At 62.4% G+C, this 26,204-nt stretch carries 20 protein-coding genes and 1 pseudogene; 14 read left to right on the top strand and 7 right to left on the bottom strand.

Annotated features, from left to right (window positions below):
* Positions 1-139: 139 nt before the first annotated feature.
* The 7 genes and pseudogenes from bglX (at position 140) to ACIQUF_RS21050 (ending at position 9,719) form a co-directional block, all read left to right on the top strand.
* On the top strand, positions 140-2,434 hold the full coding sequence (gene bglX, locus ACIQUF_RS21080) for a beta-glucosidase BglX (protein WP_403135026.1): 2,295 nt from the start codon (positions 140-142) through the stop codon (positions 2,432-2,434).
* A 71-nt stretch (positions 2,435-2,505) separates the two neighbouring features.
* Entirely contained in the window at positions 2,506-4,263 is a 1,758-nt protein-coding gene (locus tag ACIQUF_RS21075) for an ATP-binding protein (protein WP_403135023.1), read from the top strand.
* A complete protein-coding gene (locus ACIQUF_RS21070) occupies positions 4,257-5,591 on the top strand; it encodes a sigma-54-dependent transcriptional regulator (RefSeq protein WP_403135021.1) in 1,335 nt (444 codons plus the stop codon). Before ACIQUF_RS21075 ends, ACIQUF_RS21070 begins: the two co-directional genes overlap by 7 nt.
* A 269-nt stretch (positions 5,592-5,860) precedes the next feature.
* Complete coding sequence (locus ACIQUF_RS21065) at positions 5,861-7,180, top strand: MFS transporter (protein ID WP_403135018.1); 1,320 nt, start codon at positions 5,861-5,863, stop codon at positions 7,178-7,180.
* A gap of 158 nt (positions 7,181-7,338) precedes the next feature.
* Positions 7,339-8,478, top strand: coding sequence for a Fic family protein (locus tag ACIQUF_RS21060; RefSeq protein ID WP_403135016.1), 1,140 nt, complete (start codon positions 7,339-7,341; stop codon positions 8,476-8,478).
* A 268-nt stretch (positions 8,479-8,746) separates the two neighbouring features.
* Positions 8,747-8,992, top strand: a pseudogene (locus ACIQUF_RS21055) (hypothetical protein); the annotation flags it as partial.
* A 121-nt stretch (positions 8,993-9,113) separates the two neighbouring features.
* A complete protein-coding gene (locus tag ACIQUF_RS21050) occupies positions 9,114-9,719 on the top strand; it encodes a flavin reductase family protein (protein WP_403135013.1) in 606 nt (201 codons plus the stop codon).
* Positions 9,720-9,731: 12 nt separating this feature from the next.
* On the opposite strand, the gene ACIQUF_RS21045 is transcribed toward ACIQUF_RS21050, so the two are convergent.
* Both ACIQUF_RS21045 and ACIQUF_RS21040 read right to left on the bottom strand, forming a co-directional pair.
* Positions 9,732-9,965 (bottom strand): hypothetical protein, encoded by a 234-nt coding sequence (locus ACIQUF_RS21045; RefSeq protein ID WP_403135011.1) that lies wholly within the window; start codon positions 9,963-9,965, stop codon positions 9,732-9,734.
* Between the two features lie 54 nt (positions 9,966-10,019).
* Positions 10,020-10,313 (bottom strand): putative quinol monooxygenase, encoded by a 294-nt coding sequence (locus tag ACIQUF_RS21040; RefSeq protein ID WP_400800233.1) that lies wholly within the window; start codon positions 10,311-10,313, stop codon positions 10,020-10,022.
* A 202-nt stretch (positions 10,314-10,515) separates the two neighbouring features.
* On the opposite strand from ACIQUF_RS21040, the gene ACIQUF_RS21035 reads away from it, so the two are divergent.
* Positions 10,516-11,436 (top strand): AraC family transcriptional regulator N-terminal domain-containing protein, encoded by a 921-nt coding sequence (locus ACIQUF_RS21035; protein ID WP_403135010.1) that lies wholly within the window; start codon positions 10,516-10,518, stop codon positions 11,434-11,436.
* 3 nt (positions 11,437-11,439) lie between these two features.
* Here ACIQUF_RS21035 and ACIQUF_RS21030 read toward each other — a convergent pair whose 3' ends face one another.
* Positions 11,440-13,077 carry a 5-guanidino-2-oxopentanoate decarboxylase gene (locus ACIQUF_RS21030; RefSeq protein WP_403135008.1) on the bottom strand — a complete coding sequence of 546 codons (1,638 nt, stop codon included), beginning with the start codon at positions 13,075-13,077 and terminating at the stop codon, positions 11,440-11,442.
* A 114-nt stretch (positions 13,078-13,191) separates the two neighbouring features.
* Here ACIQUF_RS21030 and ACIQUF_RS21025 point away from each other — a divergent pair, with 114 nt between their 5' ends.
* A complete protein-coding gene (locus ACIQUF_RS21025) occupies positions 13,192-14,067 on the top strand; it encodes a LysR substrate-binding domain-containing protein (protein ID WP_403135006.1) in 876 nt (291 codons plus the stop codon).
* Positions 14,068-14,073: 6 nt separating this feature from the next.
* On the opposite strand, the gene ACIQUF_RS21020 is transcribed toward ACIQUF_RS21025, so the two are convergent.
* A complete protein-coding gene (locus tag ACIQUF_RS21020) occupies positions 14,074-14,688 on the bottom strand; it encodes an NAD(P)-dependent oxidoreductase (RefSeq protein ID WP_403135004.1) in 615 nt (204 codons plus the stop codon).
* Between the two features lie 27 nt (positions 14,689-14,715).
* The gene (locus tag ACIQUF_RS21015) at positions 14,716-15,591 is read right to left on the bottom strand and encodes an MBL fold metallo-hydrolase (RefSeq protein ID WP_403135001.1); all 876 of its coding nucleotides are present in this window, start codon (positions 15,589-15,591) and stop codon (positions 14,716-14,718) included.
* A gap of 104 nt (positions 15,592-15,695) precedes the next feature.
* On the opposite strand from ACIQUF_RS21015, the gene ACIQUF_RS21010 reads away from it, so the two are divergent.
* Complete coding sequence (locus tag ACIQUF_RS21010; protein ID WP_403135000.1) at positions 15,696-16,604, top strand: LysR family transcriptional regulator; 909 nt, start codon at positions 15,696-15,698, stop codon at positions 16,602-16,604.
* A gap of 15 nt (positions 16,605-16,619) precedes the next feature.
* Here the strand turns inward: ACIQUF_RS21010 and ACIQUF_RS21005 are convergent, their stop codons facing one another.
* Positions 16,620-17,489, bottom strand: a complete 870-nt coding sequence (locus tag ACIQUF_RS21005; RefSeq protein ID WP_403134997.1) for an oxaloacetate decarboxylase — start codon at positions 17,487-17,489, stop codon at positions 16,620-16,622.
* 355 nt (positions 17,490-17,844) lie between these two features.
* Here ACIQUF_RS21005 and ACIQUF_RS21000 point away from each other — a divergent pair, with 355 nt between their 5' ends.
* Entirely contained in the window at positions 17,845-19,296 is a 1,452-nt protein-coding gene (locus ACIQUF_RS21000; protein ID WP_403134995.1) for an MDR family MFS transporter, read from the top strand.
* Between the two features lie 72 nt (positions 19,297-19,368).
* On the opposite strand, the gene ttgR is transcribed toward ACIQUF_RS21000, so the two are convergent.
* Entirely contained in the window at positions 19,369-20,001 is a 633-nt protein-coding gene (gene ttgR, locus ACIQUF_RS20995; protein WP_400800208.1) for an efflux transport transcriptional regulator TtgR, read from the bottom strand.
* Between the two features lie 257 nt (positions 20,002-20,258).
* Here ttgR and ttgA point away from each other — a divergent pair, with 257 nt between their 5' ends.
* Genes ttgA through ACIQUF_RS20980 form a run of 3 tightly spaced genes read left to right on the top strand, consistent with a single transcriptional unit; the run spans position 20,259 to position 26,020 of the window.
* Entirely contained in the window at positions 20,259-21,413 is a 1,155-nt protein-coding gene (ttgA, locus tag ACIQUF_RS20990; RefSeq protein WP_403134992.1) for a toluene efflux RND transporter periplasmic adaptor subunit TtgA, read from the top strand.
* 3 nt (positions 21,414-21,416) lie between these two features.
* Positions 21,417-24,569 carry a multidrug efflux RND transporter permease subunit TtgB gene (ttgB, locus tag ACIQUF_RS20985; protein ID WP_403134990.1) on the top strand — a complete coding sequence of 1,051 codons (3,153 nt, stop codon included), beginning with the start codon at positions 21,417-21,419 and terminating at the stop codon, positions 24,567-24,569.
* Positions 24,566-26,020 (top strand): AdeC/AdeK/OprM family multidrug efflux complex outer membrane factor, encoded by a 1,455-nt coding sequence (locus tag ACIQUF_RS20980; protein ID WP_403134988.1) that lies wholly within the window; start codon positions 24,566-24,568, stop codon positions 26,018-26,020. Before ttgB ends, ACIQUF_RS20980 begins: the two co-directional genes overlap by 4 nt.
* The last annotated feature ends 184 nt before the right edge of the window (positions 26,021-26,204 follow it).

Genomic DNA, 26,204 nt, shown 5'->3' with positions numbered 1-26,204 from the left:
TGTTCCTCAGCGGCCGACATATTCAGGCATAATCCGCCGCTGGAATTAACGCCTGTGAATCGTACAACAATAGCCGCCTGAAAACTTCGGCCGCGCACGTATCACCGTGGATACGGCACAGGCCTCGACAACGGAATTCATGATGAAACTGTCTTTGCTGGGCCTGGCCATGATGGGCCTTGCCAGTCAGGCGGCCCTTGCCGCCCCCTCCGCCCCGCCCCTGCAAGACAAGCAGGCGTTCATCGAGCACCTGATCAGCCAGATGACCGAGGCCGAGAAAATCGGCCAACTGCGCCTGATCAGCATCGGCCCGGAGATGCCGCACGCGAAGATTCGCGAGGAAATTGCCGCCGGGCGTATCGGCGGTACCTTCAACTCGCGCACCGCGCCCGAGAACCGGCCGATGCAGGACGCCGCCATGCGCAGCCGCCTGAAGATCCCGATGTTCTTCGCCTACGACACCATTCATGGCGAACGCACCATCTTCCCGATCGGCCTGGGGCTGGCCGCCACCTGGGACATGGACGCCATCGCCAAGGTCGGCCGCACCTCGGCCATCGAGGCCTCCGCCGACGCGCTGGACATGACCTTTGCGCCCATGGTCGACATCGCCCGCGACCCTCGCTGGGGCCGCACCAGCGAAGGCTTCGGCGAAGACACCTACCTGACCTCGAAGATCGGTCAGGTGATGGTGCGCTCGTTCCAGGGCAGCAGCCCGGCCAACGCCGACAGCATAATGGCCATCGTCAAGCACTTCGCCCTGTATGGCGCGGTGGAAGGCGGGCGTGACTACAACACGGTCGATATGAGCCTGCCGAAGATGTACAACGACTACCTGCCGCCCTACCGCGCTGCGCTCGATGCTGGTGCCGGCGGGGTGATGGTGGCGCTGAACTCGATCAATGGCGTGCCGGCCACCTCCAACACCTGGCTGATGAACGACCTGCTGCGCAAGGAGTGGGGCTTCAAGGGGGTGACCATCAGCGACCACGGCGCCATCCAGGAGCTGATCCGCCATGGCGTCGCCCGCGACGGCCGCGAGGCGGCCAAGCTGGCGATCAAGGCCGGCATCGACATGAGCATGAACGACACCCTGTATGGCGAAGAGCTTCCAGGGTTGCTCAAGTCTGGCGAGGTGACCCAGGCCGAACTGGATCAAGCCGTACGCGAAGTGCTTGGGGCCAAGTATGAAATGGGCCTGTTCAAAGACCCGTACGTGCGCATCGGCAAGGCCGAAACCGACCTCAAGGATTACTACGGCGAGGACCGCCTGCACCGCGACGCCGCCCGCGACGTGGCGCGCCGCAGCCTGGTGCTGCTGGAAAACCGCCAGCAGACCCTGCCATTGAAAAAAGCCGGCACCATCGCCCTGGTCGGCCCGCTGGCCGATGCACCAATCGACATGATGGGCAGCTGGGCCGCCGACGGTAAGCCGATGCACTCGGTCACCGTGCGCGAAGGCTTGCGCCGCGCCGTCGAGGGCAAGGCCAAGCTGGTCTATGCCAAGGGCTCCAACGTCACCGGCGACAAGGCGATCTTCGATTACCTGAACTTCCTCAACTTCGATGCCCCGGAAATCGTCGATGACCCGCGCCCGGCCGCTGTCCTGATCGATGAGGCGGTCAAGGCGGCCAAACAGTCCGACGTGGTGGTGGCCGTGGTCGGTGAGTCCCGCGGCATGTCGCACGAGTCCTCAAGCCGTACCACCCTGGAAATCCCGGCGGTACAACGCGACTTGATCAAAGCGCTGAAAGCCACCGGCAAACCCCTGGTGCTGGTGCTGATGAACGGCCGTCCGCTGTCGATTGCCTGGGAGCGCGAGCAGGCTGACGCCATCCTGGAAACCTGGTTCGCCGGCACCGAGGGCGGCAACGCCATCGCCGACGTCCTGTTCGGCGAGTACAACCCGTCGGGCAAGTTGGCTATCACCTTCCCGCGCTCGGTCGGGCAGATTCCGATGTTCTACAACCACACCCGCATCGGCCGGCCCTTCACCCCAGGCAAGCCTGGCAACTACACCTCTCAGTACTTCGAAGAACCTAATGGCCCGTTGTATCCGTTCGGTTATGGCCTGAGCTACAGCAGTTTCGAACTGTCGGGGCTCAACCTGTCGGCCAAGGACCTCAAGCGCGGCGACACGCTGGAAGCCAAAGTGACGGTGAAGAACACCGGCAAGCTTGACGGCGAAACCGTGGTGCAGCTCTACCTGCAGGATGTTTCGGCGTCCATGAGCCGCCCGGTCAAGGAACTGAAGAACTTCCACAAGCTGATGCTCAAGGCCGGTGAGTCGCGAACCGTGACCTTCCGCATCAGTGAGGAAGATCTGAAGTTCTACAATGGCCAGCTGCAACGGGTGGCCGAGCCTGGTGAGTTCAATGTCCAGGTTGGGTTGGATTCCGAAGCGGTGCAGCAGAAGAGCTTTGAATTGCTGTAAGCCGACTTGGCCTTATCGCCGGCAAGTCGGCGATAAGGCCCTCACTGACGCATCATCATCCGGGCCCACCCATGCCATTATCCTTTCGCGCCCTGCGTCTGGGGCTGATCACCCTGATGATCCTGCTGGGCACCGCGCTCAGCGCCGGCTGGGCCCTGCACCAGGCCAAGCGCCAGGCCATGGAAGACGACGCCCGCCGCGCCAGTCAGCAACTGGGCCTGTACGCTACCTCGCTGCATACCCTGATCGAACGCTACCGCGCCCTGCCTGCCGTCCTGGCGCTGGATCCGGAGCTGATTCAGGCGCTGCGTGGCCCGGTCAGCGAACAGGTGCAAGATGCACTGAACCGCAAGCTTGAACGCATCAACGGCGCCGCCAACTCCTCCACCCTGGAGCTGCTCGACAGCACCGGCCTGGCCGTAGCGGCCAGCAATTGGCGCCTGCCGACCACCTACGTCGGGTCCAATTACGGCTTTCGCCCCTATTTCAAACAAACCCGCAGCCAAGGCAGCGGCCGCTTCTATGCGGTCGGCGTGACCAGTGGCGTGCCTGGTTACTTCCTGTCCAGCGCAGTCACCGACGAACAGGGGCGCTTCCTTGGTGCGATGGTGGTCAAGCTGGAGTTCCCCGAACTGGAGCGCGAGTGGCGCCAGGGCAGCGATATCCTGCTGGTCAGCGACGCGCGGGGCATCACTTTCATCGCCAACCAGGACGGATGGCGCTATCGGGAGTTGCAGCCGCTCGAAGGCGCCGACCGCGCCGAACTGGCCGAGACCCGTCAGTACGACAAGCAGCCATTGGTGCCGCTACAGCATCAAGTGCTGACGCGCTTCGCCGAGCATAGCCATCTGAGCCGTGTGCAGGGCCCCGGAGGGTCGGCCGAATACCTGTGGGAAAGCCTGCCGCTGGCAAGTGAAGACTGGACCTTGCACCTGCTGCGCAAGCCCCAGGTGGCAGCCGCTGGCCGTAACGCTGCGCTGGGCGCTGCCGCCGTATGGCTGAGCCTGGTGTTCGCTGCGCTGTTCGTCAGCCAGCGCCTGCGCCTGGCCCGCCTGCGCCAGCGCAGCCGCGAAGAGCTCAAGCGCCAGGTCGAGGAACGCACCCGCGAACTGCGCACCGCCCAGGAGGGCCTGGTGCAATCGGCGAAACTGGCCGCACTCGGGCAGATGTCCGCCGCCATGGCCCACGAGATCAATCAGCCGCTGACCACCCAGCGCATGCAGCTGGAAACCCTGCGCCTGCTGCTTGATCACGCCCGCTACGACGAAGCGCGGCAGGCCCTGGAGCCGTTGGAACAAATGCTCTCGCGCATGGCCGCGCTCACCAGCCACCTGAAAACCTTTGCCCGCAACAGCCCGGTCGGCCTGCGCGAACGGCTGGACCTGGCGACCGTCGTCGATCAGGCCTTGCACCTGCTGGACACTCGCATGCGCAACGACGAGGTCGAAGTGGCCCTTTACCTGGCCCGCCCGGCCTGGGTGCGTGGCGATGCTATTCGCCTTGAGCAGGTGCTGATCAACTTATTGCACAACGCCCTCGACGCCATGGCCGACAAACGCTACAAGCGCCTGGAAATCCGCATTGAACCCGAGCAGGGCCAGTGGCGCCTGAGCGTACTCGACTCTGGAGGAGGGATTGCCGACACCGACCTGGCCAAGGTATTCGACCCGTTCTTTACCACCAAACCGGTAGGTGAAGGCCTTGGCCTGGGCCTGGCGATATCCTATGGCATCATCGTCGAGGCCGGCGGCCAGCTGCACGCCGAAAATCTGCCAGGCGGTGCGCGCCTGAGCTTTACCCTGCCCCGCGATTTGGAGCCCGTATGCTGAATTCAGTGATTGTCGTCGATGATGAAGCGAGTATCCGCAGCGCTGTCGAGCAATGGCTGAACCTGTCTGGCTTCAGCGTGCAATTGTTCGCCCGCGCGGAGGACTGCCTGGCTCACCTGCCGCAGCACTTTCCGGGCGTGGTCATCAGTGACGTGCGCATGCCGGGCATGGGTGGCATGCAACTGCTCGAACGCTTGCAGGCCGATGACCCGGACCTGCCCGTCATCCTGCTGACCGGCCACGGCGATGTACCGATGGCGGTCGAGGCCATGCGCAACGGCGCCTATGACTTCCTCGAAAAACCCTTCACCCCGCAGCACTTGCTGGGCAGTTTGCGGCGCGCTCTGGAGAAACGCCAGCTGGTACTGGAAAACCGCCGCCTGCATGAGCAGGCCGACCTCAAGTCACGCCTGGAAGCCACCCTGCTGGGCATGTCTCAAGGCTTGCAACAGCTACGCCGACAGGTGCTCGACCTGGCCAGCCTGCCGGTCAATGTGCTGATTCGTGGCGAAACCGGCAGTGGCAAGGAGCGGGTGGCGCGGTGCCTGCACGACTTCGGCCCACGCGCCGGCAAACCCTTCGTCGCGCTCAACTGCGCAGCGATCCCCGAGACCCTGTTCGAGGCCGAGCTGTTCGGCCATGAGAGCGGCGCCTTTACAGGGGCACAGGGCAAGCGCATCGGCAAGCTGGAGTATGCCAACGGCGGCACGGTGTTCCTCGACGAAATCGAAAGCATGCCGCTGGCCCAGCAAGCCAAGCTGCTGCGGGTGATCCAGGAGCAGAAACTGGAGCGGTTGGGGGCCAACCAGAGCATCAGCGTCGACTTGCGAATCATTGCCGCAACCAAGCCCGACCTGCTCGAAGAAGCACGTGCCGGGCGTTTTCGCGAAGACCTGGCGTATCGCCTGAATGTTGCCGAGCTGCGTCTGGCACCGCTGCGAGAGCGGCGAGAGGACATCCCCTTGTTGTTCGAGCATTTCGCCCATGCCGCAGCCGTGAAGCTTGGCCGAACTGCGGCACCGCTGTCGGGCACGCAGTTGGCACAGTTGTTATCACACGACTGGCCGGGCAACGTGCGTGAACTGGCCAATGCGGCAGAGCGGCACGCGTTGGGGCTGAACTCGCCAAACACCGATTCGAGTGTTATAGGCCAGTCACTGGTCGAGCAGATGGAAACGTTCGAGGCACAATGCCTGCGTGCTGCGCTACGCATGCATAAAGGTGAAATCAAGAGCGTGATGGAAGCGTTGCAACTACCGCGACGCACACTGAATGAAAAGATGCAGCGGCATGGGTTGCTGCGTGAGGATTTCGTAGCTCGGGAATGAGCGGAATTCCGCCGGCCATTAAGCCTAACTGGGCGTAAATCCGCTTATCCTCGAGATTCGCGGCGCGCCCTTCGCGGGATAAGCCCGCTCCCACAGGTTTAAGGCGCAACATCAGGAACTACACGGGCCGTGGGAGCGGGCTTGCCCCGCGAAGGGCGCGCCGCGCACTCAAATGAATCGCAACGCCCCCATTTGGCACACCTTCTGCAATTGCTCTGGCAAGCAGCGCCCCAGGCGCGCTCCACAAAAACAACGAGAAGGTATCCCTGATGGATAACGCCACCTCCCTGCCAACCGGGGCGGCCGCCGCGCCGGCCGCAGAAAAAACCACCTCCAGCCGCCTCAAGTCGATTTTCAGTGGCTCCATCGGCAACATGGTCGAATGGTACGACTGGTACGTCTACGCCGCATTCTCGCTGTACTTCGCCAAGGCCTTCTTCCCGGCCGGCGACTCCACCGCACAACTGCTCAACACCGCCGCTATCTTCGCCGTGGGCTTCCTCATGCGCCCGATCGGTGGCTGGCTGATGGGCCTGTACGCCGACCGCAAGGGGCGCAAGGCTGCTTTGATGGCCTCGGTACTGTTGATGTGCGCCGGCTCCCTGCTGATCGCCCTAACCCCGGGCTATGACACCATCGGTGTCGCTGCGCCGGTGTTGCTGGTCGTCGCGCGCCTCATGCAAGGGTTGTCGGTGGGTGGCGAATACGGCACCTCGGCCACGTACCTCAGTGAGATGGCCAGCAAGGAGCGCCGTGGCTTCTTCTCCAGCTTCCAGTACGTGACCCTGATCTCCGGTCAGCTCATCGCCCTGGCGGTACTGATCATCCTGCAGCAGACCCTGACCACCGAGGAACTGTATGCCTGGGGCTGGCGTGTACCCTTCGTGATCGGCGCGCTGTGCGCGGTGGTTGCCCTGTACCTGCGCCGTGGCATGGAAGAAACCGCCTCGTTCACCAAGAAGGAAAAGGCCAAGGAAAGCCTGATGCGCACCTTGCTGCGCCATCCCAAGGAATTGATGACCGTGGTCGGCCTGACCATGGGCGGCACCCTGGCGTTCTACACCTACACCACCTACATGCAGAAGTACCTGGTCAACACCGTGGGCATGAGCATCAGTGACTCGACCACCATCTCGGCGGCCACACTGTTCCTGTTCATGTGCCTGCAGCCGATCATCGGCGGCCTGTCCGACAAGATCGGCCGTCGCCCGATCCTGATCGCCTTTGGTGTGCTCGGTACCCTGTTCACCGTGCCAATCCTCAGCACCCTGCACACCATTCAGACCTGGTGGGGCGCGTTCTTCCTGATCATGGCGGCGCTGATCATCGTCAGTGGCTATACCTCGATCAATGCCGTGGTCAAAGCCGAGCTGTTCCCAACCGAAATCCGCGCCCTGGGGGTTGGCCTGCCTTACGCTCTGACCGTGTCCATCTTCGGCGGCACTGCCGAATACGTGGCCCTGTGGTTCAAGAGCGCCGGGATGGAGAGCGGTTTCTACTGGTACGTCACGGCGTGCATCGCCTGCTCGCTGTTGGTGTACGCGACCATGAAGGACACCAAGCAGCATTCGCGAATTACCACTGACTGACACCGGATTCGTCAGCTTGATAAAGGGCGTCTCGCGGATAACGGGCGCCCTTTGTTGCATGCGATTGCCAAGTGGTGAGCCGAATAGAAAGCTTATTCGGCTCACCAAGTGAGCCGAATACCGCTATTATTCGGCTCACGATACATCCTGAGGCAACCATGAACGCTCATCGCTGGATCTGGCAACAGCCAAATTGGCCCCACTTCGAATGGCAAAATGCACAGCTCGCCCCCTTGCTGCGCAGCTGCGTAGAAGCCCAGGGTCTCCTGCTGGGCAGGATGGGAGCGGTCGATGAATTCAGTGAGTGCCAAAACATTCTCGACACCCTATTGCAGAACATCGTCACCTCATCCGAAATCGAGGGCGAGCAACTGAATGTGGGCTCAGTACGTTCCTCTCTCGCTCGTCGTTTGGGCTTACACCAGCAAGGCGCTACCAACGCGCGAAGTGAAGGCCTGGCAGAGCTAATGCTCGATGCGACGCAAGGGTATGGCCAGCCGCTGACCTTGCACCGCCTGTTCGCTTGGCATCACTGGTTGTTGCCAGACAAAAATGAAAGCCTCTCGAAACCGATACTGGTTGGCCAGTTGCGCGATGAAGCTCCGATGCAAGTCATCTCCGGTCGAATCGACAAACCCACCGTGCATTTTGAAGCACCGCCACGCGCCGGGCTTGAAGATCAACTCGAAGCTTTTCTTCAATGGTTTGCAACCAGCCAGAACGTCGCTGAGCTCGACCCAATGCTTCGGGCAGGCATCGCCCATTTCTGGTTCGTAACCTTGCACCCTTTCGACGATGGCAACGGTCGTCTTACCCGCGCTCTTACCGATCTGGCACTTGCTCAAGGGGAACGTCAGGCGATTCGTTTCTATGCCATGTCCGCGAGCATCCTTGAGGATCGCGCAGGCTATTACCGGATATTGGAGAACAGCCAGAGAGGAGGAATGGACATTACCCTCTGGCTGGTTTGGTTCCTCGAAACGCTGCTACGCAGCCTTGAGGAGGCTTCGCTACGGATCGACCGGGTGCTGGTCAAAGCGAGGTTCTGGAATGCCCATCGCGCTGACGGCTTGCTGCCTGAGCAAGTCAAGGTACTCAACAGGCTGCTTGATGGTGGACCACGAGGTTTCGAAGAGGGCATCAATGCAACGCAGTATCAGGCAGTTGCAAAGGTATCGAAGGCCACTGCAACCCGCCATTTGACCGACCTGCTCGACAAAGCATGCCTGATTCGCCTCCCCGGGGGGGGGCGAAGCACGTGCTATCAGATAAACATTCAAAGCATTCCCGCCGCCTGATACGTCCCGCGCCGACTTTCAGCCCATTTAACCCCGCATTAATTCGACGCCATCACTCTGTGATGGCTGGCTGAAAAGCGCTTCGCCATCCATGCCCGCTTTCTTAAGTACCGGCGCTTATTAAATGTCGGTAACCAGAAGCCGCGCGCGAATAAATCAATAAAACTGATTAGAAACCTCTGATAATTGCGCTTTTTTATCAAAAAAATAAGCGTAGCATCGAACCCATAGAAACAAACAACCCCTCGAACCCCACGGAGCAACGACCATGAAAAACAAACTGATCCTCACCCTGGCCCTCTCGATTTTCGCAACTGGCGCCTTCGCCGAAGATGGCTTCGACCGAACCAACGCACACACCTTCGCAGCCGCTCAGACTCAAGCAGCCACGTATGCCGAAGATGGTTTCGATCGCACGGGTGCTCAGCGTTTCGCCGAAGACGGCTTTGATCGCACCGGCGGCCAGCGCTTTGCAGAAAATGGCTTCGACCGCACCAACGCCCACCGCTTCAGCTGATCACTGATGCGTGTCATTCGCCCGGCCTCGGCCGGGCTTGATCATTTTCAGGCAGACACAGAATTGGCACACTAGGCGCCTCGTCCCCTCAGAGGTAGGGCCAGCAAGCCCGACGCAGATGTATTACTACGAACCCGCCAAAGGCCACGGCCTGCCCCACGACCCGTTCAATGCCATCGTCGGCCCGCGCCCGATCGGCTGGATCTCTTCGCAAAGCAGCGAAGGCCAACTGAACCTCGCGCCCTACAGTTTCTTCAACGCCTTCAACTACATTCCGCCGATCATCGGGTTCTGCAGCGTCGGGCGCAAAGACAGCCTGAACAATATCGAGCAGACCGGTGAGTTCGTCTGGAATCTGGCGACCCGCCCGCTGGCGGAGCAGATGAACCAGAGCTGTGCGGCAGTGGCGGCGGATGTGAACGAATTCCAGCTGAGCGGCCTGACTGCAACGCCGTCGAGCATCGTTCAAGTGCCGCGCGTGGGCGAAAGCCCGGTGGCCTTCGAATGCAAGGTGAGCCAGATCGTCCAGCTCAAGCGTGCCGATCAGGAACTGGTGCCAAGCTGGCTGATTCTTGGCGAAGTGGTGGCGGTGCATATTGCCGAGCATTTGCTCAAGGACGGCATCTACGACACGGCCGCCGCCGAACCGATCTTGCGTGGCGGTGGCCCGGCGGATTACTTCGAGCTGGGCAATCTGTTCCAGATGCGCAGGCCGCAAGTCTGATCGAAAGCGCTGTTACCAGACCAGCTCGCCGTCTTCGCTGACGCCCTGAAGGCGCTCCAGCTCCGCGCAGGCGGCTTCATCGGCCGCCATGGCGCCTTTGAAAACCTGACCGTTCAGCACCTTGTGGAAACGCGGCGCACCGCCCATGCCCAGGGCTTTGACTGCAATGGCGGCGTTGTATCCGCCCCCTTCTACTGGGACCATCGCCGAAACCGCTTCGAAATGGGGGAATTCTCTACGTGCCATGTTGCTGTCCGCCTGGTTTATCGAGGCGGCATTCTAACCTGTGTGACGGGGCATTCAATCGAAGGTATGCAAGTCCAGGCTGCTGACTACCTGGGCTTGCACCAACTCGCCAAATAACTGCAGGGTCGGCGAGGCGAAATAGCCGCTCATTGCCTGCTGATCGCGCCAGCTACCGCTAAGCAGCCACAGGTCAGCATCGGCTTGGGAGCGCTGTACAGTGAAGCTCAGGCAGCCAGGCGTACTCAGCGAGGGTTCGAGCAGGTCACGCAGACGCGCGCCCAGCTCTGCCGAACGACCGCTGCTGGCACGGATGAAAGCCAAGTGGGTGACCGGTTGTGAAAGGGCCATTGCACGATCTCCTTGAAGCAGGCGGACAGAAAAACCAGGCTGCCAAGATTAGGTGCGCCCCTGCATCGCGCGTTAGGCCATTACTGCACGCCGATTGCCTGATCCTGCCGCGCTGCAGGATCAGGCAATCGATGTGCAGCTTTCGACTAGCGCCCGGCATTGCCCAAACCTATGCTGCGTCGGTCAGCAGAGGAAAGCCATCATGACCACTACCCAGTCCATCGATCCTACCCTGGAAGTACAGCGCTTGGAGCTGGCGGAGTTGATCAGCCGTCACGGTGGCGACGCCCACGGCCCAGCCTCGGCCATCGATGACTTATACCTGGTGCGCTACACCGAGAATGTCCGCTCCGTACCGTCCGTGGCGCAACCCGCCCTGTGCATCCTGGCCCAGGGCAGCAAAAGCCTGTTTCTCGGCGATGAGCAGTACGCTTACGACCCGCTGCATTACATGGTGGTGTCGGTGGCCCTGCCGCTAAGCGGTGCGAAGCTCGATGCCAGCCCGGAGAACCCGTGCCTTGGCCTGCGCCTGGACCTCGACCCGGCCGAAATCAGCCAGTTGATCGCCGAAAGCGGCCCGATGCTGGTCCCCAACCTGCCGTCCGGCCGCGGCCTGTTCGTGGAAAAAACCGACCCGCAACTGCTCGATGCACTGCTGCGGTTGATCCGCCTGCTGGACGCGCCCCGTGACATTGCCATGCTGGCGCCGCTGATCCGTCGGGAAATTCTTTACCGCCTGCTGCGTGGCCCACAGGGCTACCGGCTGTACGAAATCGCCCTGGCCAACAGCCAGACGCACCGGGTGTGCCAGGCCATCACCTGGCTCAACCAGAACTTCCAGCTGCCATTGCGTATCGAGGACCTGGCGCGGGAGGTCAACCTCAGCACCTCCACCCTGCACCACCGCTTCAAGGCGGTGACCTCCATGAGCCCGTTGCAGTACCAGAAGCAATTGCGCCTGCAGGAGGCGCGCCGGCTGATGCTTAACGACGGCCTTGAGGCAGCGGTGGCGGGTTATCGGGTGGGCTATGAAAGCCCGTCCCAGTTCAGCCGCGAATACAGCCGGCTGTACGGCGCGCCACCGATCCGCGATGTCGCACGGTTGCGTGCCAGTGCCGGCTGAAAGTCAGCCCTGCACGGCCGCCTGCCACTGGCTCTGATCGACCTGGATCAAGGTCGGCCCTCGGCGCTCCACCGCCCGCCCGAGGGCAACCTGCAGTTGCGCCACATCGCCGACATCTTCGGCTTCTGCCCCCAAGGCCCGGGCGACACCGATGAAGTCCGGGGTATGGATATCCACACCGACCGGCTCGATGGCGCGGTTGACCATGTACTTCTTGATCTCTTCGTAGCCCTGGTTATTCCACAGCAGCACGATCAACGGCACCTGCGCCTCCACCGCGCTTGCCAGCTCCGGCAGGGTGAACTGCAGGCCGCCATCGCCAATCAGGCACACCACCGGCGCGCGCGCGGCAGGTTGTTCGGCGCTGCCCAGCCAGGCGCCCATGGCTGCGGGCAGCGCATAGCCGAGGGTGCCGTAGCCGGTCGAGGCATTGAACCAGCGGCGTGGCTGATCCATGTCCAAGGTCAGGTTGCCGGTGTACACCGGCTGGGTCGAGTCTCCCACCAGGATGGCAGTGGGCAGACGCTCCAGGATGCTGGTCAGCAGGCGGGTCTGGCTCAGCGTCGGCTGATCCCAATCAGCGTTCAGCGCCTCTCGCAGGCGCTGCACACGTGTTGCGCCCCAGCGGCCATCACGGGCCGGCTGCGGCAGTACCTGCAAACGGTCGAGTAGCGCCTGCGCCGCCAGTTCGGCGTCGGCTACCAGGGCCAGCTCCGGCAGGTAATTGCGCACGGTCTGATCCGGGTCGATGTCGATACGCAGCAGGCTACCGGGGATTTCAAAGCCACCCTTGAAGGTCACGTCGTAGTCGGTCTCGGCCAGCTCGGTGCCGATCGCCAGCACCACATCAGCCTCAGCCACCAGCGCACGGGTGGCGACCAGCGATTGCGTCGAACCTATTTGCAGCGGGTGTTTTGCCGGCAGCAGGCCCTTGGCATTGATGGTCAGCGCTACCGGGGCCTGCAAGTGCTCAGCCAGGCGCGCCAGTACAGCGCCTGCAGCCAGCGCACCGCCGCCTGCCAGGATCAGCGGCTTGCGCGCCGTGGCTAGGCGTTCGGCCATCTGTGCCACGGCCTGCGGCGCGGCGCCCGCGCGGCTGCTGCGTACCGGACGGCCCGGCAGCAGGTGGTCGGCGGGTTCTACCAGCACATCCAGCGGGATCTCGATATGCACCGGGCGAGGCCGCGCGCCATCGAACACGGCAAAGGCACGCGCCAGCACCTGCGGCAGGTCGTCGGCGCTCATCAGCGTTTGCGAGAAGGCTGCCACGCCGGCCACCAGCGTGCTCTGATTGGGCAACTCGTGCAACTTGCCTCGGCCACCGCCCAGTTGGTCGCGCGACTGTACGCTGGAAATCACCAGCATCGGGATCGAATCGGCGTAGGCCTGGCCCATGGCGGTGGTGATGTTGGTCATCCCGGGGCCGGTGATGATGAAACATACGCCCGGCTTGCCACGGGTGCGCGCATAGCCGTCAGCCATGAACCCGGCGCCCTGCTCGTGGCGAGGGGTGATGTGCCGGATAGCCGAGCCCGCCAGGCCGCGGTAAAGCTCCACGGTATGCACGCCGGGGATGCCGAAGACATGGTCTACGCCATAGCCTTCGAGGAGTTTGACCAATACTTCGCCGCAGGTTGCCATCGGGTTTCACCTTGGATCTTGTTGGAATCTACGCGCATTGGACCCAACCCACGGCTATCGCCACAAGGCAAAAAAACACATACTAGCCATGTCCTGTAATCATGGCTTGCCGCGATGAAACGCCTCCCGCCCCTCCCTGCCCTGCACACGTTTCTGGTCACCGCCCAGCACTGCAATTTCACCCGTGCCGCGCAGCAGTTGCATATCACCCAAGGTGCCGTCAGCCGGCAGATCGCCGGGCTGGAGGAACACCTGGGTTACGCCTTGTTCCAGCGCCAGGCCCGGGGCTTGAGCCTGACCCGCGAGGGGCAGGACTGGCTGCCGCGGGTACAGCAGGTGTTCGCCCTGATCGAACAAGGTGTACGCGAAGTGGGTGGGCGCAGCACCACCCTGCAGCTCAAGGCGCCGACCTGCGTGATGCGCTGGTTGCTGCCGCGCTTGATGGAATGGCAGGCGCTGCGCCCGGATGTGCCGGTGGAACTGACCACTACGGTGCAACACGGGGTGGACTTTCGCAGAGAAGGATTCGATGCAGCCGTTGTCTATGGCAGCTTGCCCAATCACGGGCTGCGGGTGCGCAAACTGTTCGACGAGCAACTCACGCCGGTCTGTGCGCCATCGTTACTGGCGGGGCCGGTACCGTTGAAACAGATCGAGGACCTGGCGCGCCATATGCTGTTGCACCCGTCGCGGGATGAGCATGATTGGCGACTATGGCTGCAGTCGGCCGGCGCAGCGCTCGACCTGCAAGGGCCGAAGCAGCATTTCGAGACCCTGGACATGGCCATGGCAATGGCCTCCCAGGGCACCGGGGTGGCCATTGGCGACTGGGCGCTGATTGGCGATGACCTGCGCAGCGGGCGCTTGTGCATGCCGTTCGGCTTGAAGGTGATCACCGGTAAAGGCTATTACCTGGTCAGCCAGGCCAAAAGCCTGCCAGCGGGGCTGGTCGAGCTGATGGACTGGCTGGAAGATCGCGCGGGGCAATGACAGGCCTTAGTAGCCGACAGTAAACCGCTGCTTCGAATGCGCTGGTTTTTCCAGCTCATCGAGCATGGCAATCGCAAAGTCGGCAAAGGTGATCCAGCTTTTGCCATCAGCGCCAATCAGCAGATGGTCCTTGCCCAAGGTGAAGTGCCCTGTGCGCTCGCCTTCGACGAACTCTGCCGAGGGCGACAGGAAGGTCCAGTCCAGGTTCTGCTCCTGGCGCAGCACGTCGAGAAAACGTACCCCGGCACTGGCCTCGGCCTTGTAGGCCTCCGGGAAGTCCGGGCTGTCGATCACCCGATGCCCGGAAGGCAACAGCAGGCTACCGGCACCCCCCACCACCAACAGGCGCTTGACTCCGGCACGCTTGACCGGCTCGATGATCGCGTGTGGCTCGATGGTCGAAAAATGCGCCGCGCTCAGCACGGCATCCACACCATCGACAGCATTTTGCAACGCCGCACTGTCCTTTACATCGAGTACCTGCACGGTGACACCGGCTCGCCCTTGCAGGGCTGAAGGGTCGCGGGCGATGGCCAGCACACTGTGCCCCCTACGCAGGGCTTCTTCCAGCAATTGGCTGCCGGCACGGCCAGTGGCACCGATGATTGCGATCTTGCTCATTAGGAACACTCCTTCAATTGAATGGAATTACCACTTCATCTCGCCCTTGGCGACCTTGGCACCGAGCTCCAGCGAGCTTTCGTCGGCCAGGTCCGGGTAACGTTTTTTCATCGCGCCAATCAGTGCATTGGCATCCTTGGCCTTGGCCGCTTCAGCATCGAATGCGCGGATATAGCCCGCCGTGAAGCGCACGGCATCGAGCGAATGCTTGCTCTGGCCCAGGTAGTGCCCGGCCACCACGGTGCGCGGCGCCAACCGTTCGATCTGCGTGAGCGTGGCCAACCAGTCGGCATGGGACTTGGCCGACTGGGTATCAGCCATCCACACGTGGATGTTTTCGGAAACCACCACGCCACCGACCACCGCTTTGATCGAGGGGATCCAGACAAAGCTGCGCTCAGGTTGCGGGCCATCCAGCCCCATGACATCGAGCGCTTGCCCCTCCAACGTCAGGCGATTGCCATCGAGCACCTGCGGGACCACCAGGCGTGCCGGTTTGTCCGCGCCCATCTGCGGGCCCCAGTAGGCCAGCTTGGCGTCCATGGTCTGGCGGATATGGGCAACGGTGGCAGCCGAGGCGACCACCTTGGCCTGCGGGAATGCCTGGGTGAGGGTGTCGAGGCCGAAGTAGTAATCGGGATCGCCATGGCTGATATAGATGGTCGTCAGGTGTTTGCCGCCAGCACGCAGGCGCTGCACCACCTGTTCAGCCTGGGCCTTGCCGAACTGGGCATCGACCAGGATGGCGTCTTTCTCGCCGCTGACGATCACCGAGCTGACCGGGAAGATCGCCTCATGGCCTGGGTTGTAGATATCCAGTTGCAATGGCTCGGCGGCCTGGGCCTGACCCGTCAGGGCCAGGCATGCCAGAACCAGGCTGCGCAAGGGAATGAAAATCGACATGCTCTGTGACCGTCCGCTAGAAGAATGATCAACAGCTTAGTTGCCAAATCCATGACAAAAAATGCGATGCTCCAACATAGTTTGTTTCTAAAAACGAGCAAATCATGGATCGTCTCAGCGCCATGCGCGTTTTCATCACCGTGGTCGACCTGGGCAGCCAGTCGGCAGCGGCGGATCATCTGCAGCTATCGCGGCCTGTGGTCTCGCGCTACCTGGCAGAACTGGAAGAGTGGGTCGGCGCGCGCCTCATGCAGCGCACTACGCGCAAGCTGAGCCTGACCGCCGCCGGCCTGGAAACGCTACCCCGTTGCCGCCAGTTGCTGGAACTGGCCGGCGACCTGCAGACCGCCGTGCGCCAACCGGAGGATGCTCCCCGGGGCGCACTGCGCATCAGTGTCAGTACTTCATTCGGCCAGGCACAGCTGGTGGATGCGGTGGCCGCGTATGTGCGGCGCTACCCTGGGGTGAAGGTCGAACTGCAGATGCTCGATCGCACCGTCAACCTGGTGGACGAGCGCATCGACCTGGCCATCCGTACCAGCAACGACCTCGACCCCAACCTGATTGCCCGGCGGCTAACCGTTTGCCGCTCAGTCATCTGTGCGGCACCGGCATATCTGCTTGCGCATGGTACGCCGCAGCGGGTGGAGGAGCTGAGTCGGCACAACTGCCTTACCCATGCCTACTTCGGCCATAGCGTCTGGCAGTTCGAAGTGGACGGCCGGCAAATCGCCGTGCCGGTGGAGGGGAATATCAGTGCCAATGAGGCGCTGACGCTGCAGAAGGCGGCACTGGCCGGCGCCGGGATCGCCATGCTGCCGACCTATCAGGCTGCGCCGGCCCTGCGCACGGGCGAACTGATCCGCCTGCTGCCCGATGCGCGGCCCTTGGAGCTGAACCTGAACGCGGTGTACACGTCACGCAAGCACATGCCGGCAACGTTGCGCAGCATGTTGGACTTCCTCGCGCAGCGGTTCAGCGATGAGCCTGAGTGGGATGCCGGTTTGTCGTGAAGGGCAGCGTCCCGATCACTCCTCGACGCTCATGTACTCCTTGGCCCAGCGGATGTAATCCTCGGGCTGGGTGTAGGTGTGCGAGAGCTCGGTGGCACTGAGGTTTTCCGACTTGTTCTGCTGACCGCGCTGCAGACGCAGGCAATCATAGGTGGCCTTGATAGCGGCAAAATACGCGGCGTGGCCATCGACCACGATGCGCACGCCCAAACGCGCCAGGCGCTCGTCATCGCGCAGGTTGGGGTTGGCGTAGGTCACCAGCATCAACGGCACGGTCAGATGCTCGGCAATCTGCTCCAACTGCTCGAAGTCTTTCACGCCCACCATACAGATACCGTCAGCGCCGGCCTTCTGGTAGCTCTGGGTACGCACGATGATTTCCTCCGTGCTGAGCACCCCGGCGTTGGTGCGGGCGATGATCGCCAGCGACGAGTCGACCCGCGCTTCCAGAGCCGCGCGGATTTTGCCGACACCTTCTTCAACCGGGATCAGGTCGGTGGACTTGCGCCCGAACTGGGCCGGCAGCAGGGTGTCTTCGATAGTCAGCGCGGCGACCCCGGCACGCTCCAGTTCAATCACCGTGCGCATGACGTTGAGCGCGTTGCCGTAACCATGGTCGGCATCGGCAAGCACCGGCAACTGAGCCACGCGGCCGATGCGGGTGGCCTGCTCGACGAATTCGCTCAGGGTGATCAGGGCGAAGTCCGGCGCAGCCAGCACCTGCAACGACGCGACCGAGCCGCCGAGAATACCGACTTCAAAACCCAGGTCGGCGGCGATGCGCGCCGACATCGGGTCGAACACGGATGCCGTGTGATAGCAGGAACCTGAAGCGAGCAGCTCGCGGAAGGCAAAACGCAAATCTTGGTGGGAAGCCCTGGGCATGATCACTCCGCTTATAGGTGAAATTGAACGGTTGCTACCGACCCCTGAATCGGGTCTACCTGACCTGTTCCAACCGTCGCCATCTGGGCGGTCATGCTCGACATGCAGGCAGAGGAATAAAAGGTGTGGGATACAGCGGCACTCAAATCCTGCGACAACATGCTGCACCAAGCTGGTGCAAGCCCCGGATTTCAGCCCCTGCGGCCCAAGCACGATATCACGCGGCCATGCAGCACTGGATGAATGCGCCAATGCCGATCTTGCATAGGGGATGCAGATAGTACATAGGAAGCTACCTAACTCGGGTTACAATTCGACACTCTTCATACGCCACCCGCTGACCGAAGGTACTCCCGTGACAGCCGCACTGCCCCCAACCGCTCTGCGCAACGTCCTCACCGCATTGATGCTGGCGATCTTCCTGGGCGCTCTCGACCAGACCATCGTCGCTGTCTCCCTGCCAGCCATCTCCGCCCAGTTCAACGACGTCGGCCTGCTGGCCTGGGTGATCTCCGGCTACATGGTGGCGATGACCGTAGCCGTGCCGATCTATGGCAAGCTCGGTGACCTCTACGGGCGCCGACGCATGATTCTCACCGGCATCAGCCTGTTCACCCTGGCCTCGATCGCCTGTGCCCTGGCCCAGGACATGCAGCAGCTGGTGCTGGCGCGGGTGCTGCAAGGGATCGGCGCGGGCGGCATGGTGTCGGTGAGCCAGGCGATCATCGGTGATTTCGTGCCACCCCGGGAGCGTGGGCGCTATCAGGGCTATTTCAGCAGCATGTATGCCGTGGCGAGCGTTGCCGGGCCGGTGCTGGGTGGCTGGCTGACCGAATACCTGTCGTGGCGCTGGGTGTTCTGGATCAACCTGCCCCTGGGCCTGGTCGCCCTGTGGGCGATCCAGCGTGCGCTGAGCGGCATGCCGGTACAGCGCCGGCAGGCGCAGGTGGACTATCTCGGGGCGGTGTTGCTGATTCTGGGGTTAGGTAGTTTGTTGCTGGGTATTACACTCGTCGGCCAGGGCCAGCCTTGGAACGCGCCTTCCGTGCTGGCCCTGTTCGCCTGCGCAGGCCTGGGCACGGCATTATTCATCGGTCACGAACGTCGCCACCCGGAGCCCTTGCTGCCGCTCGGCCTATTTGGCAACCGGGTGGCCGTGCTGTGTTGGGGAGTGATCTTTTTTGCCAGCTTCCAGTCGATCTCGCTGACCATGCTGATGCCCCTGCGTTACCAGGGCATCACCGGTGCAGGTGCCGACAGCGCGGCGCTGCACCTGTTGCCCTTGGCGATTGGCCTGCCCATTGGGGCGTTTACCGGCGGACGCATGACCAGTTTCACGGGCCGCTACAAACCGCAGATTCTCGCCGGCGCGCTGCTGATGCCGGTGGCGATCCTCGCCATGGCCATCACACCGCCGCAATCCGCGCTGCTCAGCGCCGTGTTCATGCTCCTGACCGGTATCTCCTGCGGCCTGCAGTTCCCGACCTCGCTGGTCGGCACCCAGAGTGCGGTAAGTAGCAAGGACATCGGCGTGGCCACCAGCACCACCAACCTGTTCCGCTCGCTTGGCGGGGCCATGGGCGTGGCTTGCATGTCCAGCCTGCTGCTGGCGCTGCTGCACCAGGGTGGCTTCGAGCTGCTGGGTAATCCGCTGCTGGGGAGCTTGCAGGCAGGCGAGCCGGATCCGACGACCCAGGCACGCTTGCTGGAAACCTTCCGCCACCTGTTGCTGGGCAGCGCAGCGGTGGCATTGCTGGGCCTGGTGGCAGCGTTGGCTTTACCCGACCGGCAACTGCGCGGGCATTAAGGCATCAGCCTAAGGTATTAATCCCCCCTTAATATCGGGGGGAAACACTCCCTCACAATCCTTAACAAAGTGTCATTTGCGCAATGCAGGGCTCAAGCGCAGCATATCCAGCCCGGTATCGACCCATTTTTCGACATCGCGCAACAGATCGAAGCTGTCTGGCAACAGCAACCAGCGCCCGATCAGGCCATCGACATAGGCAAACAACGCCACGGCCGCGTGTTCCACATTCAACTCCGCCGGCAACTGCTCACGGCGCACGGCATTGGCCAGCGCCAGGGTAATGCCCTCATGGCAATCCAGCACTGCGCTCTGGCGCTGCTGGCGAATTTCACACATGTCATCGGTGAACTCGCACTTGTGATGCAGGATTTCATTGATACGCCGGGTACGGGCGTCGAGCACCAGCTCGTTGAACACTTGCAGCAGCAGCTTGCGCATGCAGCCAAGCGGGTCGACTTCGTCCTCGCTTTCGCTGGCGCGTGCCAGGTGGTCATGGGTTTCGTGCAGGCTGTCGAGCAGCGCCTGCACCAGCTCTGCCTTGTTATTGAAATGCCAGTAGATCGCACCGCGGGTCACGCCCGCCAGCTCGGCGATGTCAGCCAGGGTGGTTCGCGCTACCCCGCGCTTGTAGAAGGCCTTTTCCGCAGCCTCGATGATTTGCGCGCGGGTTTCCTGGGCTTCTTCTTTGGTTCGACGGACCATGGCAGTACAACCTCATCTGGGCCCGCAAGCACTTCGCGTGCGGGAAATCCGCCGGGGCCACCTCTGCAGGGTGCCGCCCGGATAGGCTAATCAAAGGGCTGGGATGGTAGCCAAGTACTACCCAACGGTATTTACAAACAACCATGAATGTAAGTATATTCGTTAGCAAGCTATATATCCACCCGATAGAATTTTTTCTGACAAGACTCTTCCATTACTCTTGAGCATCTCCCAGCTCTAGCGACCCGAGGATCCTCATGCAATTCAAGCCAGCCGTTACCGCTCTGGTTTCCGCCGTCGCCCTGGCAACTCTGCTAAGTGGCTGCAAGAAAGAAGAAGCCGCGCCCGCAGCACAGGCTCCTCAGGTCGGCGTCGTGACCCTTCAGCCACAAGCCTTCACCCTGACCTCGGAACTGCCGGGGCGCACCAGCGCCTACCGCGTTGCCGAAGTTCGCCCACAGGTCAATGGCATCATTCTCAAGCGCCTGTTCAAGGAAGGCAGCGACGTCAAGGAAGGCCAGCAGCTGTATCAGATCGACCCGGCCGTGTACGAAGCCAACCTGGCCAACGCCCAGGCCAACCTGCAGGCTACCCGCTCGCTGGCCGAGCGCTATAAGCAGCTGATCGATGAGCAGGCGGTGTCCAAGCAGGAATACGACGACGCCAATGCCAAACGATTGCAAGCCGATGCCTCGCTGAAAAGCGCCCAGATCGACCTGCGCTACACCAAGGTCCTGGCACCAATCAGCGGCCGCATCGGGCGCTCGTCGTTCACCGAAGGCGCCCTGGTCAGCAATGGCCAGACCAACGCCATGGCCACCATCCAGCAGCTCGACCCGATCTACGTCGACGTCACCCAGTCCACCGCCGAGCTGCTCAAGCTGCGCCGTGACCTGGAAAGCGGCCAACTGCAGAAGGCCGGCGACAACTCGGCTTCGGTGCAGCTGGTTCTGGAAGATGGCAGCCTGTTCAAACGTGACGGTCGCCTGGAGTTCTCCGAAGTCGCGGTCGACGAGACCACCGGCTCCGTGACCCTGCGCGCGATCTTCCCCAACCCGGACCACACCCTGCTGCCTGGCATGTTCGTGCATGCGCGGCTGAAGGCCGGGGTCAACAGCAACGCCATCCTGGCCCCACAGCAAGGCGTCACCCGTGACCTCAAGGGTGCACCGACCGCGCTGGTGGTCAACCAGGAGAACAAGGTCGAACTGCGCCAGCTCAAGGCCAGCCGTACCTTGGGCAGTGACTGGCTGATCGAGGAAGGCCTGAACCCGGGCGACCGCCTGATCACCGAAGGCCTGCAGTACGTGCGCCCTGGCGTCGAGGTCAAGGTCAGCGATGCCACCAACGTCAAGAAGCCAGGTAGCCCTGATCAGGCCAACGCGGCCAAAGCAGACGCCAAAGCGGAGTAAACCATGTCGAAGTTCTTTATCGATCGCCCGATCTTCGCCTGGGTGATCGCCTTGGTGATCATGCTGGTCGGCGCCTTGTCGATCCTGAAGCTGCCGATCAACCAGTACCCAAGCATCGCACCGCCGGCCATCGCCATCGCCGTGACCTACCCGGGCGCCTCGGCGCAGACCGTGCAGGACACCGTGGTGCAGGTCATCGAGCAGCAGCTCAACGGTATCGACAACCTGCGTTATGTGTCTTCGGAGAGTAACTCCGACGGCAGCATGACCATCACCGCCACCTTCGAGCAGGGCACCAACTCCGACACGGCCCAGGTTCAGGTTCAGAACAAGCTGAACCTGGCGACCCCGTTGCTGCCGCAGGAAGTGCAGCAGCAAGGTATCCGTGTCACCAAGGCAGTGAAAAACTTCCTGCTGGTGATCGGCCTGGTGTCCGAAGACGGCAGCATGACCAAGGATGACTTGGCCAACTACATCGTCTCCAACATGCAGGACCCGATCTCGCGTACCGCGGGTGTAGGTGACTTCCAGGTGTTCGGTGCCCAGTACGCCATGCGTATCTGGCTGGATCCGGCCAAGCTGAACAAGTTCCAGCTGACCCCGGTCGACGTCAAGACCGCGGTCGCCGCGCAGAACGTGCAGGTGTCGTCCGGCCAGCTCGGCGGCCTGCCTGCCCTGCCGGGTACCCAGCTCAACGCCACCATCATCGGCAAGACCCGCCTGCAGACCGCCGAGCAGTTCGAGAAGATCCTGCTCAAGGTCAACAAGGATGGTTCACAGGTGCGCCTGGGTGATGTCGCCCAGGTCGGCCTCGGTGGTGAAAACTATGCAATCAGCGCCCAGTTCAACGGCAAGCCGGCCTCGGGCCTGGCAGTCAAGCTGGCGACCGGTGCCAACGCCCTGGACACCGCCAAGGCCCTGCGCCAGACCATCAAGGACCTGGAACCGTTCTTCCCGCCTGGGGTGAAAGCGGTATTCCCGTATGACACCACGCCGGTGGTCACCGAATCGATCAGCGGGGTAATCCACACCCTGATCGAAGCCGTGGTCCTGGTGTTCCTGGTGATGTACCTGTTCCTGCAGAACTTCCGCGCCACCATCATCACCACCATGACCGTACCGGTGGTGTTGCTGGGTACCTTCGGCATCCTTGCCGCAGCGGGCTTCAGCATCAACACCCTGACCATGTTCGCCATGGTGCTGGCCATCGGTTTGCTGGTGGACGACGCCATCGTCGTGGTGGAGAACGTCGAACGGGTCATGTCCGAAGAAGGCTTGCCGCCCAAGGAGGCGACCAAGCGTTCGATGGAGCAGATTCAGGGCGCCCTGGTGGGTATCGCCCTGGTGCTGTCGGCGGTACTGCTGCCAATGGCCTTCTTCGGCGGCTCGACAGGTGTGATCTACCGGCAGTTCTCCATCACCATCGTCTCGGCCATGGGCCTGTCGGTGCTGGTGGCACTGATCTTCACCCCGGCGCTGTGCGCCACCATGCTCAAGCCGCTGAAGAAGGGCGAGCATCACGTGGCCAAGGGCGGTTTCTTCGGCTGGTTCAACCGTAACTTCGATCGCAGCGTGAATGGCTACGAGCGCAGCGTCGGTGCCATCCTGCGCAACAAGATTCCGTTCCTGCTCGCTTACGCGCTGATCGTGGTCGGCATGATCTGGCTGTTCACCCGTATTCCAACGGCGTTCCTGCCAGAGGAAGACCAGGGCGTACTGTTCGCCCAGGTACAGACACCGGCTGGTTCCAGTGCCGAGCGTACCCAGGTGGTGGTCGACCAGATGCGCTCATATCTGCTGGAGGAAGAAGGCGACACGGTAGCTTCGGTGTTCACCGTCAACGGCTTCAACTTCGCCGGCCGCGGCCAGAGCTCCGGTATGGCGTTCATCATGCTCAAACCGTGGGGTGAGCGTTCCAAGGAGAACAGCGTGTTCGCCCTGGCGCAGCGCGCCCAGCAGCACTTCTTCACCTTCCGCGATGCGATGGTATTCGCCTTCGCCCCGCCTGCGGTGCTCGAGCTGGGTAACGCCACCGGCTTCGACGTGTTCCTGCAGGACCGTGGCGGTGTCGGCCATGCCAAGCTCATGGAGGCACGTAACGAATTCCTCGCCAAGGCCGCGCAAAGCAAGGTGCTCAGCGCCGTGCGCCCGAACGGCCTGAACGATGAGCCGCAGTACCAGCTGACCATCGATGACGAACGTGCCAGCGCCCTGGGTGTGACCATCGCCGACATCAACAACACCCTGTCGATTGCCTTGGGTGCCAGCTACGTCAACGACTTCATCGACCGTGGCCGGGTCAAGAAGGTGTACATCCAGGGTGAATCAGACGCCCGGATGAGCCCTGAAGACCTGCAGAAGTGGTACGTGCGCAACGGTGCAGGCGAGATGGTGCCGTTCTCCTCCTTCGCCAAAGGCGAGTGGACCTACGGTTCGCCCAAGCTGTCCCGTTACAACGGTGTCGAGGCAATGGAAATTCTCGGTGCGCCAGCCCCTGGCTACAGTACCGGTGAAGCCATGGCCGAGGTGGAACGCATCGCAGGCGAATTGCCGGACGGTATCGGCTTCTCCTGGACCGGCATGTCCTACGAGGAAAAACTCTCTGGCTCGCAGATGCCGGCACTTTTCGCCCTCTCGGTACTGTTCGTGTTCCTCTGCCTGGCAGCCCTGTATGAAAGCTGGTCGATCCCGATTGCCGTCGTGCTCGTGGTACCGCTGGGTATCATCGGTGCGCTGATTGCCACCAGCATGCGCGGCTTGTCCAACGACGTGTACTTCCTGGTCGGCCTGTTGACCACCATCGGCCTGGCGGCGAAGAACGCGATCCTGATCGTCGAATTCGCCAAGGAACTGCACGAGCAGGGCAAGAGCCTGTACGACGCCGCAATCGAAGCGTGCCGCATGCGTCTGCGCCCGATCATCATGACCTCGCTGGCGTTCATTCTCGGCGTGGTACCGTTGACCATCGCCAGCGGCGCCGGTGCGGGCAGCCAGCACGCCATCGGCACCGGCGTGATCGGCGGCATGATCAGTGCGACCATTCTGGCAATCTTCTGGGTACCGCTATTCTTCGTCGCAGTGTCGTCGCTGTTCGGCAGCAAAGAGCCGGAAAAGGACGTCACCCCTGAAACTCCACGTTATGAGGCTGGGCAATGACCAAGTCTTTGTTGTCCCTGGCGGTAACCGCTTTCATTCTTGGCGGCTGCTCGCTGATTCCTGACTACCAGACCCCGGAAGCGCCGGTGGCCCAGCAGTGGCCGCAAGGCCCTGCGTACTCGCCGACCCAGTCGGCAGACGTCGCCGCCGCCGAACAGGGCTGGCGCCAGTTCTTCCATGACCCGGCGCTGCAGCAGCTGATCCAGACCGCGCTGGTGAACAACCGCGACCTGCGTGTCGCGGCGCTGAACCTGGACGCCTACCGCGCCCAGTACCGCATCCAGCGTGCCGACCTGTTCCCGGCGGTTTCGGCCACCGGCAGCGGCAGCCGCCAGCGCCTTCCGGCGAACCTGTCGACCACTGGCGAATCCAGCATCACCAGCCAGTACTCGGCCACCCTGGGTGTCAGCGCCTATGAGCTGGACCTGTTCGGCCGCGTGCGCAGCCTGACCGACCAGGCTCTGGAGACCTACCTGTCCAGCGAGCAGGCGCGCCGCTCCACGCAGATCGCCCTGGTGGCCAGCGTGGCCAACGCCTACTACACCTGGCAGGCCGACCAGGCGCTGTTCAAATTGACCGAAGACACCCTCAAGACGTACGAGGAAAGCTACAACCTGACCCGCCGCAGCAACGAAGTGGGTGTAGCCTCGGCACTCGACCTGAGCCAGGCGCGCACCGCCGTGGAAGGCGCCCGGGTCAAGTACTCGCAGTACCAGCGCCTGGTCGCCCAGGACGTCAACAGCCTGGCCGTGCTGCTCGGCACCGGCGTACCGGCCAACCTGCCGGCAGCGCTGAAGCTCGATGCCGACCAGCTGGCCGAGGTGCCTGCTGGCCTGCCATCCGACCTGCTGACCCGCCGCCCGGACATTCAGGAAGCCGAGCACCTGCTCAAGGCCGCCAATGCCAACATCGGTGCGGCGCGCGCAGCGTTCTTCCCAAGCATCAGCCTGACCGCCAACGCCGGGACCCTGAGCCCGGACATGGACGGGCTGTTCAAGGGAGGTTCGGGCACCTGGCTGTTCCAGCCGCAGATCAACCTGCCGATCTTCAACGCCGGCAGCTTGAAGGCCAGCCTGGACTACTCGAAGATCCAGAAGGACATCAACGTCGCCAAGTACGAAAAGACCATCCAGACCGCCTTCCAGGAAGTCTCCGATGGCCTCGCGGCGCGCAAGACCTTCGAAGAGCAGCTGCAGGCGCAACGCGACCTGGTGCAGGCGAACCAGGACTACTACCGCCTGGCCGAACGCCGTTACCGCATCGGCATCGACAGCAACCTGACCTTCCTCGATGCCCAGCGCAACCTGTTCAGTGCGCAGCAGTCGCTGATCACCGATCGCCTGTCGCAGCTGACCAGCGAGGTCAATCTGTACAAGGCGCTCGGCGGTGGTTGGTACGAGCAGACCGGGCAGGCCAATCAGCAGGCTTCGGTGGAAGCACCGAAGAGCTGAATGCTTCTGTAGCAGCACCAAGCCCACCCTCGCGGTGGGCTTTTTGTTGGTGCACCGATGAACAACTAACCAGCTGGAACATTCCGTTCGATTATCGCCCGCTTCCGCCTGCGGCGAATTGCCTCGCCCCTTCCCTTCCCCGCACCATCGCCTCCAGCAACGCCCCATCGGCTCGCCAATAAAA

It is taken from the genome of Pseudomonas sp. NPDC090233 (genome assembly GCF_044772285.1).
GTDB lineage: Bacteria > Pseudomonadota > Gammaproteobacteria > Pseudomonadales > Pseudomonadaceae > Aquipseudomonas.
The sequence above is the reverse complement of the archived record's forward strand: the minus strand, read 5'-3'. Positions and strand labels throughout refer to the sequence as shown.

Coding starts and splice junctions, on each gene's coding strand:
- bglX (WP_403135026.1), top strand. CDS start 140: ATGATGAAACTGTCTTTGCTGGGCCTGGCCATGATGGGCCTTGCCAGT.
- ACIQUF_RS21075 (WP_403135023.1), top strand. CDS start 2,506: ATGCCATTATCCTTTCGCGCCCTGCGTCTGGGGCTGATCACCCTGATG.
- ACIQUF_RS21070 (WP_403135021.1), top strand. CDS start 4,257: ATGCTGAATTCAGTGATTGTCGTCGATGATGAAGCGAGTATCCGCAGC.
- ACIQUF_RS21065 (WP_403135018.1), top strand. CDS start 5,861: ATGGATAACGCCACCTCCCTGCCAACCGGGGCGGCCGCCGCGCCGGCC.
- ACIQUF_RS21060 (WP_403135016.1), top strand. CDS start 7,339: ATGAACGCTCATCGCTGGATCTGGCAACAGCCAAATTGGCCCCACTTC.
- ACIQUF_RS21050 (WP_403135013.1), top strand. CDS start 9,114: ATGTATTACTACGAACCCGCCAAAGGCCACGGCCTGCCCCACGACCCG.
- ACIQUF_RS21045 (WP_403135011.1), bottom strand. CDS start 9,965: ATGGCACGTAGAGAATTCCCCCATTTCGAAGCGGTTTCGGCGATGGTC.
- ACIQUF_RS21040 (WP_400800233.1), bottom strand. CDS start 10,313: ATGGCCCTTTCACAACCGGTCACCCACTTGGCTTTCATCCGTGCCAGC.
- ACIQUF_RS21035 (WP_403135010.1), top strand. CDS start 10,516: ATGACCACTACCCAGTCCATCGATCCTACCCTGGAAGTACAGCGCTTG.
- ACIQUF_RS21030 (WP_403135008.1), bottom strand. CDS start 13,077: ATGGCAACCTGCGGCGAAGTATTGGTCAAACTCCTCGAAGGCTATGGC.
- ACIQUF_RS21025 (WP_403135006.1), top strand. CDS start 13,192: ATGAAACGCCTCCCGCCCCTCCCTGCCCTGCACACGTTTCTGGTCACC.
- ACIQUF_RS21020 (WP_403135004.1), bottom strand. CDS start 14,688: ATGAGCAAGATCGCAATCATCGGTGCCACTGGCCGTGCCGGCAGCCAA.
- ACIQUF_RS21015 (WP_403135001.1), bottom strand. CDS start 15,591: ATGTCGATTTTCATTCCCTTGCGCAGCCTGGTTCTGGCATGCCTGGCC.
- ACIQUF_RS21010 (WP_403135000.1), top strand. CDS start 15,696: ATGGATCGTCTCAGCGCCATGCGCGTTTTCATCACCGTGGTCGACCTG.
- ACIQUF_RS21005 (WP_403134997.1), bottom strand. CDS start 17,489: ATGCCCAGGGCTTCCCACCAAGATTTGCGTTTTGCCTTCCGCGAGCTG.
- ttgR (WP_400800208.1), bottom strand. CDS start 20,001: ATGGTCCGTCGAACCAAAGAAGAAGCCCAGGAAACCCGCGCGCAAATC.
- ttgA (WP_403134992.1), top strand. CDS start 20,259: ATGCAATTCAAGCCAGCCGTTACCGCTCTGGTTTCCGCCGTCGCCCTG.
- ttgB (WP_403134990.1), top strand. CDS start 21,417: ATGTCGAAGTTCTTTATCGATCGCCCGATCTTCGCCTGGGTGATCGCC.
- ACIQUF_RS20980 (WP_403134988.1), top strand. CDS start 24,566: ATGACCAAGTCTTTGTTGTCCCTGGCGGTAACCGCTTTCATTCTTGGC.